This is a genomic window from Alsobacter ponti, assembly GCF_024294805.1.
Classification (GTDB): Bacteria; Pseudomonadota; Alphaproteobacteria; order Rhizobiales; family Beijerinckiaceae; genus Alsobacter; species Alsobacter ponti.
In genome coordinates this window covers 1-14417 of record NZ_JANCLU010000006.1, presented here as the reverse complement: position 1 = coordinate 14417, position 14417 = coordinate 1, and the positions used below count along the sequence as shown (strand labels likewise).

Below are 14417 nucleotides of genomic sequence, written 5' to 3'. Positions count from 1 at the left end.
GAGGGCCGGATCAAGATGGCTTCTGGCGCAACACTTCCGCGAGCAGCGGGTTCGGGAACCGGCGCGCCAGGGTCACGGCCAGGAAGGTCTCGTGCAATCCCTCCAGCTTCGCGGCCTCGACCAGGATGCCGCTGTCGAGTTCGTCGCCGACGACGATGGGAGGGATGACGGCGAGACCCGCGTCGGCGCGCGTCAGCAGACGCAGCATCGCCATGTCGTCGGCTTCCGCCGCGACCACCGGGGTGACGCCGAGGCGCGCCGCGAAGGCATCGAACGAGGCGCGCAGCGCCGTGTCGCCGGCGGGAAGGACAAGGGGCTGGGATGAAAGGAGCTCGGCGACCGGGGTCTCCCGGCCGCCGAGGCGGCGCGGCGTGCCGATCAGGCTCACCGGCTGTTCGGCCAGGCGGTGAACGAGCCACCGGCTGGCGCTGTCGCGGGCGGGGGCGAGGTTGGTGAGCACCACGTCGAGCGCCAGCGATTCGAGGCCGCGCAGGAGCTCGGCCTGCGAGCCCGAGCGCAGCACCACCTCCACGTCGCCCCGGCCGATGAGGGGCGCAAGGAATTGCATCTGGAAATTGCGCGAGAGCGTGGCCAGCGCGCCGACCCTCAGCGCGCGGCGGGCGCGACCCACTTCCCGCAGCGTCGCCGTGAGGTCTTCCGAGGCGCGGAAGATCGCTTCGGCATGGTCGAGCGCGATGCGGCCGGCTTCCGTCATCACGAGGCCTCGCCCCCGCCGCTCGAACAGATCGTGCCCGAGCGTCGCCTCCAGCGCGCGCAACTGCACCGAGAGAGCGGACTGCGAGAGGTTCAGCCGGCGGGCGGCGGCCGTCAGCGTTCCTTCCAGCGCGATGGCCCGAAACAGCCTGAGATGATGGAGGTTGAGCACGCGACCGTTCTGTTTGATAGAATGGTTTCGAAGAGAATATGTATTTTTCTAGAACGGACGCAAGCTGTATCTCCGTCTGGCGGTCCACCAGCGGAGTTCTCCGATGTCCCTCGCCCTTCCGATCGGCCTGCTTGCCCCGGTCCTGCTCCTGGCGGGAAGCGTCGTCGCCCTCTTCGCTCCCGGCCGTCGACCCGCCGTCCTGCCTCGCCTTGCCGAGGTGCTGGCGCTGGGCGCGCTCGCCATCGCGGTCGGGAACTTCGCCCAGCTCGCGCTGGCGGGCCCGGTCGAGGCGCGGGTCGGCTCCGGCCTCTGGCTGCTGGCGGTGAGGCCGGACGCCATCGGCGCGACGATGACACTGCTGGTGGCCTTCATCGGATGGGTGGTCGTGCGCTATTCCCGCACCTATCTCGACGGCGAGGCGCGGGAAGGAGCCTTTCACGGCCTGATGCTGGCGACGCTCGCCGGCGTCCTCGTCCTCGTGCAGGCGGCGAGCCTGCCGACACTCGTGCTCTCCTTCGTCGCGGTGGGCTTCTGCCTCCGGCAGCTGCTGCTGTTCTATCCCGAGCGCGCCGAGGCGCGGCGGGCGGCGGCGAAATTCACGCTGATGTGGAGCGCCGGAGACGCCGCCCTCGCCCTCGCGGCGGTCCTGCTGTGGTGGAGCACCGGCGTCGCGGACCTCGCGAGCCTGGGCGCCGCCGCCTCGGGTGGGCTCACGCCGGCGGCCCACGTCGCGGTGGCGCTCGTCGTGCTGGCGGCCGCGCTGAAGACCGCGACCTTCCCGGTGCACGGCTGGCTGACCGCGGTGATGGAAGCGCCCACCCCCGTCTCCGCGCTGCTGCACGCCGGCATCATCAACGCCGGCGGGCTGCTGCTCATCCGCCTGGCCGAGCTCGTCCAGGCGAGCCCCGGCGCGATGGCGGCGCTCGTCATGCTCGGCGGCTTCACCGCGCTGTTCGGCGCGTCGGTGATGCTGACGCAAAGCGCGGTGAAGACCTCCCTCGCCTGGTCCACGGTCGCGCAAATGGGCTTCATGCTGCTCCAGTGCGGCCTCGGCCTGTGGCCGCTCGCGCTCCTTCACATCGTGGCGCATGCCCTCTACAAGGCGCACGCCTTCCTGGCCTCGGGCAACGCAGTGGAGGCCGTGGCGGCCCAGCGGCGGCCGGGCCCGGTGGCCGCGCCCGGACCGGGGGCGGTCGCCCGCGCGTTCCTGATCGCGCTCGCCCTCTACGGAATGGTCGCGGGCGGGTTCTCGTGGATCGTCGCGCCGAAGTCGGCGCAGGCGCTCGCGCTCGGCGCAATCCTGATCTTCGGCGTCGCCTACCTCGTCGCGCAGGGCCTCGCCGACGCCGCTCCCAAGGCGTTGACGAAGCGGACGGCGGCGGCCTCGGTCGCCGCCTCCGTGGCCTACTTCTCCTTCCATCTGGCCGCGTTCGCCGCCTGGGGCTCCTCCCTGCCGGCAAGCCCCTCGCCCGGCCCGCTGGAGTGGGCGCTGATCACGCTCGCCCTGCTCTCCTTCGGGCTGGTCGCGGTGGCGCAGACCCTGTTCCCGCTGTGGGCGCACCACCCCGCCGCGGTGGGGCTGCGCGTCCACCTCGCCAACGGCCTGTACCTGAACGCCGCGCTCGACCGCCTGATCGGCGGGTTCCGCATCGCCAAGCCCCTCTGAAAGCCCCTTTGACGGTGGAGGCCACCATGTTGCTGAAGCACGCTCACATCGCCCCGAGCCTCGTGTCCGGCCTGTTCAGGGCCGCCGAAGCCGCGGCGCGGGCCATTCCTCCGGCCTTCCCGCTCTCGGCGACGGTCGCCGTCAACCCCTTCCTCGGGCAGGCGAAGGAAGACCTGGCGACCGCCTCAGCCCGGCTCGCGCGCACCGCCGGCGTCAGGCTGGCGCGCGCCCGCGCCGACACCGCCGCCGCGCTGCGGGACGGGGCCATTCTCGACGAAGACCTGTGGGAAGCGCTGGCCGCATGTCCCCATCCTGCCAAGCCGCAAAGCGTCAGCGCCCTCAAGGCGCTTCTGGCCGCGGAACGGCCGTCGCCGAGCGCTCTGCCGACCGTGGCCGAGCTTGCCGCGAGCGCCACGGGCACCGACTGGGCGGGCCTGATCGCCCGCGCCGTCGGGCTGTGGGCCGCGGGGCACTTCGACCGGGGCCAGGCCCTCTGGTCGCCCGCGCCCGGGCGCGGCGCGTTCGCGGCCTGGCGGGACTGGGCCACGCACGACCTCACGCCCGAGATCGCGGGGCTTTCGGGCTTCTGCGCCCATGTCAGCGACGCGCCGGACACGGCCGAGCGCGCGATCCTGAGGGCGGCGGAGCGGCTGGGAATAGCCGAGGCCGCGGCGGAAACCGCGTTTCACCGGCTGCTGATGGACCTCGGCGGATGGGCCCAGCACGCGAGGTGGCTGCTCTGGCAGGCCGAACTCGCGGGCCGGAGCGACGAGACCATCACCGATCTCCTGGCCATCCGGCTCGTCTTCGAGGAGGCGCTGCTCGCACATGTCCCGGAGATCGCGACGGACTGGAAGGCCGTCGTCGCGGCCCACGCGGAGCCGGTCACCCCCTCATCCGACAACGTGGCCGACGCCATCCTCCAGACGGCGGCCGAGCGGGCGCACCAGCGTCGGCTCGCGGATCGGCTCGCCGGCGCGGCGCCCGCCCCCGGCCGGCCCGCCATGCAGGCCGCCTTCTGCATCGACGTGCGCTCGGAAGTGGTCCGGCGCTCGCTGGAATCGGTGGACCCGTCGATCGAGACGATCGGCTTCGCCGGGTTTTTCGGGCTGCCGGTGGCGCACCGGGCGCTCGGAACGGTCGAGCCCGAGGCTCACCTGCCCGCGCTGCTGCGGCCGAGCCTGTTCACCTGCGGCGAGGCCGAGCCGGAGGCCGAGCGGTCGGCGCGGATTTCGGCCCGGGCCTGGCGGGCGTGGGGCCGGTTCCGGCAGGCGGCCGTCTCGTCCTTCGCCTTCGTCGAGTCGGCCGGCCCGGCCTATGGCTGGAAGCTCGTGCGCGACGCGCTCGGGCTCGCGCCCGGCGCGGCCCGGCCGCAGCCGCGGCCACGCTTCGACGACGGCCTGTCGGCCGAGGCCAGGGCCGCGACCGCGTCCGCCGTGCTCAAGGCGATGAGCCTGACGGGAGGCTTCGCGAGGCTGGTGCTCCTCGTCGGCCACGGCGCGCGGGTCGCCAACAACCCGCATGCGAGCGCCTATCATTGCGGCGCGTGCGGCGGCCACACCGGCGAGGTTTCCGCGCGCCTGCTCGCGCGGATCCTCAACGATCCCGACACCCGCGCTCTCCTTCCCGCCCACGGCCTCGACATCCCGGCGGACACGCTGTTCGTGGCGGGGCTGCACGAGACGACGACGGACCGGATCGTCCTGTTCGTGGACGACGCGGCTCCTTCCCACGCGGCAGAGATCGACAAGGCGCGGGGCTGGCTGGAGCGCGCCTCCGCCCTGACGCGCGCCGAGCGGGCCGCGCGGCTCTCGGGCGCCACGCCGGGGGCCATCGCCGCGCGCGCCACGAACTGGGCCGAGATCCGCCCCGAGTGGGGCCTCGCCGGCTGCGCGTCCTTCATCGCCGGGCCGCGCTCCCTCACGGCGAAGGCCGATCTCCAGGGCCGGGCCTTCCTGCACAACTATGACTGGCGCGGCGACGCCGGCTTCGCCACGCTGGAACTGATCCTCACCGCGCCGGTGGTGGTCGCGAGCTGGATCAGCCTCCAGTACTACGGTTCGGCGGTGGCTCCCGAAGCGTTCGGCGGCGGCAACAAGCTGATCCACAACGTCGTGGGCGGCATCGGCGTCGTCCAGGGCAATGGCGGCAAGCTTCAGCCGGGGCTGCCATGGCAGACGATCCACGACGGCGAACGGCTCGTCCACGAGCCGCTGCGGCTCTCCGTCCTGATCGAGGCGCCGCGCGAGGCGATTATCGGCATCCTCGAGAGGAACCCGTCGGTCCGGGCCCTGTTCGACAATGGCTGGCTGCATCTCCTGGTGCTGGAGAACGGACGGATCGCCGGCCGCTATCTGCCCGGCCTGAACTGGGAGGGCCCCCTCGCCCTGCCGCGCGCGGCGTGAGCCGATTCAGGCGTGCGGGCCCTCCCCGCGCGCCGATGTTCGCCCGCGCACACGTGCCCGGGCGGGCGGGGCGTAGATTGACGGGGTCACACCGGAGGCCCCGACATGTTCAGCGCTCCCGTGATCTGCGTGTGCATCGGCCTGACGCCGGCGGCCGACATCGACCGCCAGAGCGCCGCCGAACGGCTCCAGCTCCAATTCGAGCAATATTACCTGAGCCAGTTCGCGTCCGACGAGGAGCTGCCGCCGCCCCTTGTCCCGCCCCCGCGCCAAGCCGCCGACGACCGCACGAAATCGCGGCCGGTCGTCGCGCAGGTCATCCACTGACGCGACGCGCCACGCCGCGCCCCTTGGGACGCGCCGGGCGCTGGGTCAGGCCAGCGCGGCCGCCACTTCGGCCGCGCGCGGCAGGTCCGCGCCGCGACGCGTGCAGGTGATCGACGACGCCGTCACCGCGTAGCGCAGCACCTCGCCCAGCGCCTCGCTGTCGAGCGTCGCGACGCCGTCCCGCGTCAGCCGGCCGCGACGGTCGAGCTCGGCCAGCATCGCGGCGTGGAACGTGTCGCCCGCGCCCACCGTGTCGACGACGGCGACGCGGCGGCCGGGAACCTCGACCGTGTCTCCCCCGGCCGGGAATCCGAGCGCCCCGTCCCTCCCCCGCGTCACCACCACGAGTTGCGCGCCAAGGCCGTGCCAGCGCGCCGCCGCCTCGGCGATCGAAAGGGCCCCGCCGAACGCGATCTCGATATCCTCGTCGCTCGCCTTGACGATGGTGGCGTGGCGGGCGAAGCGGTCGAACTGCGCCGGCCAGCGCGACACGTCGCCGATCACCGTCGGCCGCAGGTTTGGATCGAGGCTGATGACGCGGCGCGCGCCTTCGCGCTCGGCGAACGCGGCCAGCGCGTCGGCGACCGGCTTCACCACCAGCGTGTAGGAGCCCATGGTGATGGCCCGCACGTCGTCGGCGAGCTTCCGGGGCAGGTCCTCCGGCGTCACCATGCGGTCGGCCGCGTCCGCGCCGTAGAAGGTGTAGCGCGGCTGGCCGTCGTCGCCGCGCGCCACGATGCTGAGCGTGGTGAGGTTGTCCTTGGCGCGGACATGCGAGAGGTCGACGCCCTCGTTCGCCAGCGTGGCGCGCAGGATTTCCCCGAACCGGTCGGTCGACAGCCCCGAGAAATAGGAGCTGGTCGCGCCCAGCCGCGCCAGCCCCACCGCGACGTTGAGGGGCGATCCGCCGACGACCATCTCGGCGGGAATTCGCGTACCGCCTTCCGCGGCCACGAACACGTCGAACAAAGCTTCTCCGCACACGAGGATCATGATGGGTCCATCCAGACGTCAGGCGACCGGCTCGCGCCCCGCGCCAGCGTGCGCGGCGGCGGGGTCGGCCGTCGCCGCTTAGCGCGCCGCAAGGTCGGCCGGATCGGCCGGGATGTCCAGCCACCGGCGCGTGCGTCGCGGCGCGTGACGTCGCCGTCAGTAACCGTCGTCCTGCCAGGTGCGGCCGTCGCGCTCGATCAGCGCCACCGCCGCGGAGGGTCCCCAGGTGCCGGCCGTGTAGGGCCGCGGCGGCGTGCTCGACGCCTTCCAGGCGGCGAGGATGGGGTCGACCCAGGCCCAGGCGGCGTCGACCTCGTCGCGGCGCATGAACAGGGTCTGGGTGCCGCGCACGACGTCCATCAGCAGCCGCTCGTAGGCGTCCGGCGCGCGGTCGGAGAAGGCGTCGGCGAAGCTCATGTCGAGCGGCACGTGCTGCAGGCGCATGCCGCCGGGGCCGGGGTCCTTGATCATCAGCCACAGCTTCACGCCCTCGTCGGGCTGCAGGCGGATCACCAGACGGTTGTTGGCGACCGGGCCCGCCGACGGTTCGAAGATGAAGTGCGGCACCGGGCGGAAGGACACCACGATCTCCGAGACGCGCGAGGCCAGCCGCTTGCCGGTGCGCAGGTAGAAGGGCACGCCGGCCCAGCGCCAGTTCTGCACCTCCGCCTTGATGGCGACGAAGGTCTCGGTGGTGCTGTCGGCGCGTCCCAGCTCATCCAGATAGCCCGGCACCGCGCCGCCGGCGGAGGCGCCGGCGCGGTACTGGCCGCGCACGGTGAGGTGGTCGACGCCCGCCGCCTCGATGGGCTTCAGCGAGCGCAGCACCTTGAGCTTCTCGTCGCGCACCGCGTCGGCGGAAAGCGACACCGGCGGCTCCATGGCGACGAGGCAGAGCAGTTGCAGGATGTGGTTCTGCACCATGTCGCGCAGCGCGCCGGAGGTGTCGTAGTAGCCGGCGCGGCCGGCCACGCCGAGCGTCTCGGCCACGGTGATCTGCACGTGGTCGATGTGGGCGGCGTTCCAGATCGGCTCGAACAGGGCGTTGGCGAAGCGCAGCGCCATCAGGTTCTGCACGGTCTCCTTGCCGAGATAGTGGTCGATGCGGAAGATCTGGCTCTCGTCGAACACCTTGCCGACGGCGTCGTTGACGACGCGGGCGCTCTCGCCGCTCTTGCCGACCGGCTTCTCGACGACGACGCGCGCCTGCGGCGTCACCAGGCCGTGGCGGCCGATGCGCTCGCAAATGGCGCCGAACAGGTCCGGCCCCACGGCGAGGTAGAAGGCGCGCACGCGCTCGGGGAAGCGGCCCAGGACCTCCGCGAGATCGGCCCAGCCTTCGTCTCCGGTGGCGTCGAGCGTCACATGCTCGAAGCGGGCCAGGAAGCGCTCGACGCAGGCATCCTCGCGCTCGGTCTCCGGCACGAACTCGGCCAGCCACCTGGCCACCGTGTCGACATAGACGCGGGTGGCCTCGCGCCGGCGCGACACGGCGACGATGCGCGCCTCGGGCGGGATCTGCCCGGCGAGGTCGCGGCGGTAGAGGGCGGGCATCAGCTTGCGGGCGGCGAGGTCTCCGGTCGCGCCGAACACGACCATGTCGAACACGTCGACGGCGATGGTGCGGGAGGTCATGGTCACGCGGGCTCCGGGGGACACTACGGCCGGAGGCGCTCGCGCCGCCCCGGCGGCTTGTGCTCAGCGCCAGCCGAGCCGGGTTTCGATGCGGGCGGCGGCGTCCTTGACGGCCTGGGTGTAGCGATCGCCGTCCTGCACGACCTTGTGCTCCGGCAGCACGATGGACACGGTGGCCTGGCACTCGCCCGAGCCGTCGCGGATCGGCGACGCCACGCAGGCCACGGCGAAGTCGGACTCGCTCATCTGGATGCACAGCCGTTCGCGCAGGGCCTGCGCGCTGGCGCCCGCGAGCGCGGATGGATCGGTCTCGGCCCGTCCGGTCGGCGAGGCGCGCGCGATGCGGGCGAACAGCGCCTCGATCTCGGGGCCCGGCAAGTGCCCGACCAGCAGCCGGCCCGAGGCGGTCCAGTTCAGCGGCACGCGCGTGCCGACCCGCGAGGAGACGCGGAAATGGCCCGGCCCGTCGGCCATGGCGAGCACCACCATGTGGTCGCCGTCGCGCCCGCAGATCTGCACCGTCTCCCCCACCTCGCGACAGAGGTCGTGCATCTCGTGCGTGGCCACGTCGAGGAAGTCGAGCGACTGCGCGTAGGCCAGGCCGTAATGATAGAGGCGCGGGCCGAGCCAGACCGAGCCGTCGGCGCGACGCTGCAGCATGCGCCGCTCGACCAGATCGTCGACGATGGCGTAAACGGTAGAGAGAGGCGCGCCGATGGCGCGGGCGATGGCGTAGGCTCCCGACGGCGCGCCGCTCGACTGCAGAACGTCGAGAACCTGCAGGGCGCGGTCGATGCCGCTGACGCGGGAGCGCCGGTTCGTCTCCTGTTTTTCGACCGTCGCGTCCATGCGTTCCCGTTCCCGTCTTCCATTATTGCAGCAGTTCGTCTGCCCTTGGGGAACATAGACGAGGACGCGGACGCCGGGAAGCGTTTTGGACTTTGACCAAGCCGCAGCGGCGGAGTGTCGCGTAAAAGGGCGCGCTTCTCTATTCACAGAAGATTCTGTGTTGTGAAAATTCCTACAACCATTTCCGTTTTTAAGAGTTGCTAATGTCGAGTAGTTCAGTCAACATTCAATCCTCGACAGGGTTCCAGCGCCACGCGAAGCCAGGGGATGACCATGCCGATCCGATTGACCCGTCGCGCCCTCGACCACCTGCTCGCCATCGCGGCCTTCGCGCTGATCGCGATGGTGACGCTGGCCGCCCACGCCCAGACCGCGCTCCTCAACGTCTCCTACGATCCCACGCGCGAGCTCTACAAGGACATCAACCAGGCCTTCGCCGCCGATTGGAAGGCCAGGACCGGCCAGGCGGTGACGGTGCGCATGTCGCATGGCGGTTCGGGCAAGCAGGCCCGCTCCGTCATCGACGGGCTGGACGCCTCGGTGGTGACGCTTGCGCTCGCGGCCGACATCGACGAGATCGCCTCCGCGACGAAGAAGATTCCCGCCGACTGGCAGGCCCGCCTGCCCAACAACGCCTCGCCCTACACCTCCACCATCGTCTTCGTGGTGCGCAAGGGTAACCCCAAGGCGGTGAAGGACTGGAACGACCTCGCCCGCCCCGACGTGTCGGTCATCACGCCCAATCCGAAGACCTCCGGCGGGGCGCGCTGGAACTACCTGGCGGCCTGGGGCTACGCGCTGGAGACCAAGGGCGGCGACGCGAAGGCGGCCCGCGATTTCCTCACCGCCATCTTCCGCAACGTGCCCGTGCTCGATACCGGCGCCCGCGGCTCCACCGTCACCTTCGCCCAGCGCGGCCTCGGCGACGTGCTCGTCGCCTGGGAGAACGAGGCGTTCCTGACGCTCGAGGAGTTCGGCGCCGACAAGTACGAGATCGTGACGCCGAGCGTCTCCATTCTCGCCGAGCCGCCGGTGTCGCTGGTCGACGGCAATGTCGACGCGCGCGGCACGCGGAAGGCGGCGCAGGCCTATCTCGACTTCCTCTACACGCAAGCCGCCCAGAAGATCATCGCGCGCCACTACTACCGCCCGTTCAAGCCCGAGGCCGCCGACAAGGCCGACCTCGACCGCCTGCCGAAGATCCGCCTGTTCACCCTCGCCTCGGTGTTCGGCGACTGGACCAAGGCCCAGTCGGTCCACTTCTCGGACGGCGGCGAATTCGACAGGATCCAGCAGGCGGTGGCGAAGCGATGAGCGCCGCCGCGCTCGTCCCCGCCGCCCCGGCCGGCCGGCGCCGGGCGTCGCGCCGGGGGGTGCTGCCCGGCTTCGGCCTCACCATGGGGCTGACGCTGTTCTGGCTGTCGGCCATCGTGCTGCTGCCGCTGGCGGCGCTGATCGCCAAGTCGACGGGGCTCGGCCCGTCGGGCTTCGCGCGCGTGCTCGGCGACCCGCGCGTGCTGGCGGCGCTGCGCGTCAGCTTCGGCGTGTCGCTGGCGGCGGCGTGCATCAACGCCGTGTTCGGCGTGCTCGTCGCCTGGGTGCTGACCCGCTACGACTTCCCCGGACGGCGGCTGCTCGACGCGGCGGTCGACCTGCCCTTCGCCATCCCCACCGCCGTGGCCGGCATCGCGCTCGCCTCCATCTACGCCCCCAATGGCTGGATCGGCGGGCTGGTCGCCCCGTTCGGGGCGAAGATCGCCTTCACGCCCTGGGGCATCCTCATCGCGCTCGTCGCCGTCGGCCTGCCCTTCGTCGTGCGCACGGTGCAGCCGGTGATCGCCGAGAGCGACCGCGAGGCCGAGGAGGCCTCCGCCACGCTCGGCGCGTCGCGGCTGCGCACCTTCCGGCGCGTGCTGCTGCCGCCGCTGATCCCCGCCATCCTCACCGGCTTCGCGCTGTCGCTGGCGCGCTGCGTGGGCGAGTACGGCTCGGTCATCTTCATCGCCGGCAATTTGCCCTACGTGTCGGAGATCCTGCCGCTGCTCATCGTGGTGAAGCTGGAGGAGTACGACTACGCAGGCGCGACGGGGCTGGCGGCGATCATGCTCGCCATCTCGTTCGGGATGCTGCTCGTCATCAACCTGATCCAGGCCTGGACGCGGCGGAGGACCGGCGATGCATGAGCCCGCGCCCCCTCCCCCCGCGCCGGACAGCGTGCTGTCCGAGCCGCTGGCGGTCCGCGTCGCGCTGACCGCGCTGGCGGTGCTGTTCCTCGGCCTGTTCGTGCTGCTGCCGCTCGTGGTGGTGTTCACCGAGGCGCTGCGCCCCGGGCTCGCCGCCGTCCGCGACGCGCTCGCCGACGAGGACGCCATGGCGGCGATCCGCCTGACGCTGCTGGTGGCGGCGATCTCGGTGCCGCTCAACGCCGTGTTCGGCGTGGCGGCGGCGTGGGCCGTCGCCAAGTTCGAGTTCCCCGGCAAGAGCCTGCTGGTGACGCTGATCGACCTGCCGTTCTCGGTGTCGCCGGTGGTCTCCGGGCTGGTGTTCGTGCTGCTGTTCGGCGCGCAGGGCCTGTTCGGCCCGTGGCTGCGGGCGCACGACGTGGAAATCATCTTCGCCGTGCCGGGCATCGTGCTCGCCACGGTGTTCGTCACCCTGCCCTTCGTGGCGCGCGAGCTGATCCCGCTGATGCAGGAGCAGGGCATGGCCGACGAGGAGGCCGCGCTGACGCTGGGCGCCGGCGGCCTGCGCGTCTTCCTCACGGTGACGCTCCCCAACATCCGCTGGGCGCTGCTCTACGGCGTCCTGCTCTGCAACGCCCGCGCCATGGGCGAGTTCGGCGCGGTCTCGGTGGTGTCGGGCCACATTCGCGGGCTCACCAACACCATGCCTCTCCACGTGGAGATCCTGTACAATGAATATCAATTCGCAGCAGCGTTCGCCGTCGCCTCGCTTCTCGCCCTCCTCGCCCTCGTCACCCTGGCCGCCAAGAGCATCCTGGAATGGCGCTACGCCGATGAACTCAACGGGAGCCGCCGTCACTGAGGGCGAGGCCGCGATCGTCGTCGACGGCGTCACCAAGCTGTTCGGCCCGCTGGCGGCGCTGCGCGAGGTGACGTTCGACATCGCGCCGGGCGAGCTGGTGGCGCTGCTCGGGCCATCGGGCTCGGGCAAGACGACGCTGCTGCGCGTGCTCGCCGGCCTCGAGCATCCCGACGGCGGGCGCGTGCTGATCGACGGCGCGGACGCCACCGGCCTGCGCGTGCAGGACCGGCAGGTCGGCTTCGTGTTCCAGCACTACGCCCTGTTCCGGCACATGAGCGTGTTCGAGAACATCGCCTACGGCCTGCGCGCCCGGCCGCGCCGCCGCCGCCCGGCCGAGGCCGATATCCGCCGGCGCGTCGGCGAGCTGCTGGACCTCGTGCAGCTCGGCGGGCTCGACGCGCGCTATCCCGGCCAGCTCTCCGGCGGCCAGCGCCAGCGCGTCGCGCTCGCCCGCGCGCTCGCCATCGAGCCGCGCGTGCTGCTCCTCGACGAGCCGTTCGGCGCGCTCGACGCCAAGGTGCGCCGCGAACTGCGGCGCTGGATCCGCGAGTTCCACGACCGCACCGGCCACACCACCGTGTTCGTCACCCACGACCAGGACGAGGCGCTGGAGCTGGCCGACCGCGTCGCCATCCTGCACAAAGGCCGGCTGGAGCAGATCGGCGTCGCCGACGACATCCACGACAACCCGGCCTCTCCCTTCGTCACCACCTTCGTCGGCGAGACGGCGAGCGTGCCGGTGACCGTCAAGGGCGGCCGCGCCCGGCTGGAGGGGCGCGACCTGCGCGTCGACGCCTCCCATTGCCCCGACGGCCCGGCCTGCCTCTACGTGCGCCCGCCGGACCTCGCGCCCTGCGACACGGCGGAGGCGACGCTGATCGGCGCCATCTCGCTGCTGCGACGCACCGGGGCCGGCCGCCGCGCCGAGATCGCCGTCGACGGCGCGGGCCACGTCGTCGAAGTCGACCTGCCGGTCGACACGACGCTGCGCCCCGGCGACCTCGTCGGCCTCAAGGCGACGCGGCACTGGCTGTTCCCGGGCGACGCCGAGTAAGGCTTGGCCGCGCCCGCTTGTCGGGCGCGCGGCGGACCGAAAAGGCTGCGTGATCAGCGCGTTCCAGCATCGCCCGATCGTGCACGCCCGCGCCTGCGAATTGGGGCATAGTCGGCGCAGATTCGGACCCCGGGACAGGAGACGCGCCATGGCTGAAAGCCGCTATCACAAGGACAAGCTCGGCAACCGCAAGCTCGCCCCGGAAACGCTGATGCTGGGCTACGGCTTCGACCCGGCCCTCTCCGAAGGCGCGGTGAAGCCGCCGGTGTTCCTCACCTCGACCTTCGTGTTCACCTCCGCCGAGCACGGCAAGGAGTTCTTCGACTACGTGTCGGGCCGCAAGGAGCTGCCGGCCGGCCAGCCCGCCGGGCTCGTCTATTCGCGCTTCAACCACCCCAACGCCGAGATCGTCGAGGACCGGCTGGCCATCTTCGAGGGCGCGGAGAAGGCGCTGCTGTTCTCCTCAGGCATGTCGGCCATCGCCACCACCATCCTCGCCTACGCGCGGCCGGGCGACGTCATCCTGCACTCGCAGCCGCTCTACGGCGGCACCGAGACGCTGGTGACGAAGACGCTCGCCAATTTCGGCATCCAGGCGCATCCGCTCGGCGACGGAGCCGACGAGGCCGGCATGACGAAGGCCGCCGAGGCGGCGGCGCAGCGCGGCCGGGTGCCGATCATCGTCATCGAAACTCCGTCCAACCCCATGAATTCGCTGGTGGATGTCGCGGCGGTGCGGCGCGTCGCCGAGGCGCTGGGCCGCGCGCAGGGGCACCGGCCGCTGGTCGCCTGCGACAACACCATGCTCGGCCCGGTGTTTCAGAAACCGATTCAACACGGGGCCGACATCTCCCTCTATTCGCTCACGAAATATGTCGGCGGCCATTCCGACCTGATCGCCGGGGCGGCGCTCGCCTCGGCCGAGACGATCCGCCCGGTGCGGCTGCTGCGCTCGGCCATCGGCACGCAACTCGACCCGCATTCCTGCTGGATGCTGGGCCGCTCGCTGGAGACTTTGGTGCTGCGCATCGAGGCCGCCAACCGCAACGCCCGCGCCGTCGCCGATTTCCTGGCCGCGCATCCGCGCGTGCGGGCGGTGCATTATCTCGGCTTCCTGCCCGAAGGCTCGCCGCAGCGCCGCGTCTACGACGCGCAGTGCGCCGCGCCGGGCTCGACCTTCTCCTTCGACGTCGACGGCGGCGAGGCGGAAGCCTTTCGAGTCCTCAACGCGCTGCAGATCGTCAAGCTGGCGGTGAGCCTCGGGGGCACGGAGTCGCTGGCCTGCCACCCCTCCTCGACGACGCATTCCGGCGTGCCCAAGGAGGTGCGCGACCGCATGGGCGTCAGCGACGCCACCATCCGTATCTCGATCGGCATCGAGAACGCCGACGACCTCATCGCCGACCTCGCCCAGGCGCTGGACTTGATGAAGGGCTAGGGGCCATTGAGCGCCGCTTCGCGGCAGCATCCATGCGCTGGGCCCCTGTGTATTTCGGTTTGTGGCAGGATGGGTGCGGGCGGGAGATCGATGGGCCCCAGGTGCTTGACACCGTGATC

General features: G+C 71.6%; 12 protein-coding genes. 8 read left to right on the top strand and 4 right to left on the bottom strand.

Annotated features, from left to right (window positions below; translation table 11 throughout):
* Positions 1-10 precede the first annotated feature (10 nt).
* Positions 11-886: a LysR family transcriptional regulator gene (locus NK718_RS07765; RefSeq protein WP_254740315.1), complete on the bottom strand. Its 876-nt coding sequence runs from the start codon at positions 884-886 to the stop codon at positions 11-13.
* A gap of 103 nt (positions 887-989) precedes the next feature.
* On the opposite strand from NK718_RS07765, the gene NK718_RS07760 reads away from it, so the two are divergent.
* The 3 genes from NK718_RS07760 (at position 990) to NK718_RS07750 (ending at position 5284) form a co-directional block, all read left to right on the top strand.
* On the top strand, positions 990-2552 hold the full coding sequence (locus tag NK718_RS07760) for a proton-conducting transporter transmembrane domain-containing protein (RefSeq protein ID WP_254740313.1): 1563 nt from the start codon (positions 990-992) through the stop codon (positions 2550-2552).
* A gap of 26 nt (positions 2553-2578) precedes the next feature.
* Positions 2579-4957 carry a YbcC family protein gene (locus NK718_RS07755; protein ID WP_254740311.1) on the top strand — a complete coding sequence of 793 codons (2379 nt, stop codon included), beginning with the start codon at positions 2579-2581 and terminating at the stop codon, positions 4955-4957.
* Between the two features lie 105 nt (positions 4958-5062).
* Positions 5063-5284 carry a hypothetical protein gene (locus NK718_RS07750; RefSeq protein WP_254740309.1) on the top strand — a complete coding sequence of 74 codons (222 nt, stop codon included), beginning with the start codon at positions 5063-5065 and terminating at the stop codon, positions 5282-5284.
* A 45-nt stretch (positions 5285-5329) separates the two neighbouring features.
* On the opposite strand, the gene NK718_RS07745 is transcribed toward NK718_RS07750, so the two are convergent.
* From NK718_RS07745 to NK718_RS07735, 3 genes are all read right to left on the bottom strand, one after another.
* Positions 5330-6277: a carbohydrate kinase family protein gene (locus tag NK718_RS07745; protein ID WP_254740307.1), complete on the bottom strand. Its 948-nt coding sequence runs from the start codon at positions 6275-6277 to the stop codon at positions 5330-5332.
* A gap of 156 nt (positions 6278-6433) precedes the next feature.
* Positions 6434-7912: a glucose-6-phosphate dehydrogenase gene (gene zwf, locus NK718_RS07740; protein WP_254740662.1), complete on the bottom strand. Its 1479-nt coding sequence runs from the start codon at positions 7910-7912 to the stop codon at positions 6434-6436.
* A gap of 63 nt (positions 7913-7975) precedes the next feature.
* Positions 7976-8761: an IclR family transcriptional regulator gene (locus NK718_RS07735; RefSeq protein WP_254740305.1), complete on the bottom strand. Its 786-nt coding sequence runs from the start codon at positions 8759-8761 to the stop codon at positions 7976-7978.
* Positions 8762-9034: 273 nt separating this feature from the next.
* Between NK718_RS07735 and NK718_RS07730 the strand changes: the two genes are divergently transcribed.
* The 5 genes from NK718_RS07730 to NK718_RS07710 all read left to right on the top strand — a co-directional run bounded on the left by NK718_RS07730 (position 9035) and on the right by NK718_RS07710 (position 14298).
* Complete coding sequence (locus tag NK718_RS07730; RefSeq protein WP_256515497.1) at positions 9035-10075, top strand: sulfate ABC transporter substrate-binding protein; 1041 nt, start codon at positions 9035-9037, stop codon at positions 10073-10075.
* The gene (cysT, locus tag NK718_RS07725; protein ID WP_254740303.1) at positions 10072-10944 is read left to right on the top strand and encodes a sulfate ABC transporter permease subunit CysT; all 873 of its coding nucleotides are present in this window, start codon (positions 10072-10074) and stop codon (positions 10942-10944) included. Before NK718_RS07730 ends, cysT begins: the two co-directional genes overlap by 4 nt.
* Positions 10937-11806: a sulfate ABC transporter permease subunit CysW gene (cysW, locus tag NK718_RS07720; protein ID WP_254740301.1), complete on the top strand. Its 870-nt coding sequence runs from the start codon at positions 10937-10939 to the stop codon at positions 11804-11806. The genes cysT and cysW overlap by 8 nt, the downstream gene beginning before the upstream one ends.
* On the top strand, positions 11778-12860 hold the full coding sequence (locus NK718_RS07715) for a sulfate/molybdate ABC transporter ATP-binding protein (protein WP_254740299.1): 1083 nt from the start codon (positions 11778-11780) through the stop codon (positions 12858-12860). Before cysW ends, NK718_RS07715 begins: the two co-directional genes overlap by 29 nt.
* Before the next feature lie 148 nt (positions 12861-13008).
* Complete coding sequence (locus tag NK718_RS07710; protein WP_254740297.1) at positions 13009-14298, top strand: cystathionine gamma-synthase family protein; 1290 nt, start codon at positions 13009-13011, stop codon at positions 14296-14298.
* The last annotated feature ends 119 nt before the right edge of the window (positions 14299-14417 follow it).

What these genes read in the sequence shown, in the direction of transcription:
- NK718_RS07735 (WP_254740305.1), bottom strand. Translation starts at nt 8,761, where the DNA reads ATGGACGCGACGGTCGAAAAACAGGAGACGAACCGGCGCTCCCGCGTC.
- NK718_RS07760 (WP_254740313.1), top strand. Translation starts at nt 990, where the DNA reads ATGTCCCTCGCCCTTCCGATCGGCCTGCTTGCCCCGGTCCTGCTCCTG.
- NK718_RS07755 (WP_254740311.1), top strand. Translation starts at nt 2,579, where the DNA reads ATGTTGCTGAAGCACGCTCACATCGCCCCGAGCCTCGTGTCCGGCCTG.
- NK718_RS07730 (WP_256515497.1), top strand. Translation starts at nt 9,035, where the DNA reads ATGCCGATCCGATTGACCCGTCGCGCCCTCGACCACCTGCTCGCCATC.
- NK718_RS07750 (WP_254740309.1), top strand. Translation starts at nt 5,063, where the DNA reads ATGTTCAGCGCTCCCGTGATCTGCGTGTGCATCGGCCTGACGCCGGCG.
- NK718_RS07710 (WP_254740297.1), top strand. Translation starts at nt 13,009, where the DNA reads ATGGCTGAAAGCCGCTATCACAAGGACAAGCTCGGCAACCGCAAGCTC.
- NK718_RS07715 (WP_254740299.1), top strand. Translation starts at nt 11,778, where the DNA reads ATGAACTCAACGGGAGCCGCCGTCACTGAGGGCGAGGCCGCGATCGTC.
- cysT (WP_254740303.1), top strand. Translation starts at nt 10,072, where the DNA reads ATGAGCGCCGCCGCGCTCGTCCCCGCCGCCCCGGCCGGCCGGCGCCGG.
- zwf (WP_254740662.1), bottom strand. Translation starts at nt 7,912, where the DNA reads ATGACCTCCCGCACCATCGCCGTCGACGTGTTCGACATGGTCGTGTTC.
- NK718_RS07745 (WP_254740307.1), bottom strand. Translation starts at nt 6,277, where the DNA reads ATGATCCTCGTGTGCGGAGAAGCTTTGTTCGACGTGTTCGTGGCCGCG.
- cysW (WP_254740301.1), top strand. Translation starts at nt 10,937, where the DNA reads ATGCATGAGCCCGCGCCCCCTCCCCCCGCGCCGGACAGCGTGCTGTCC.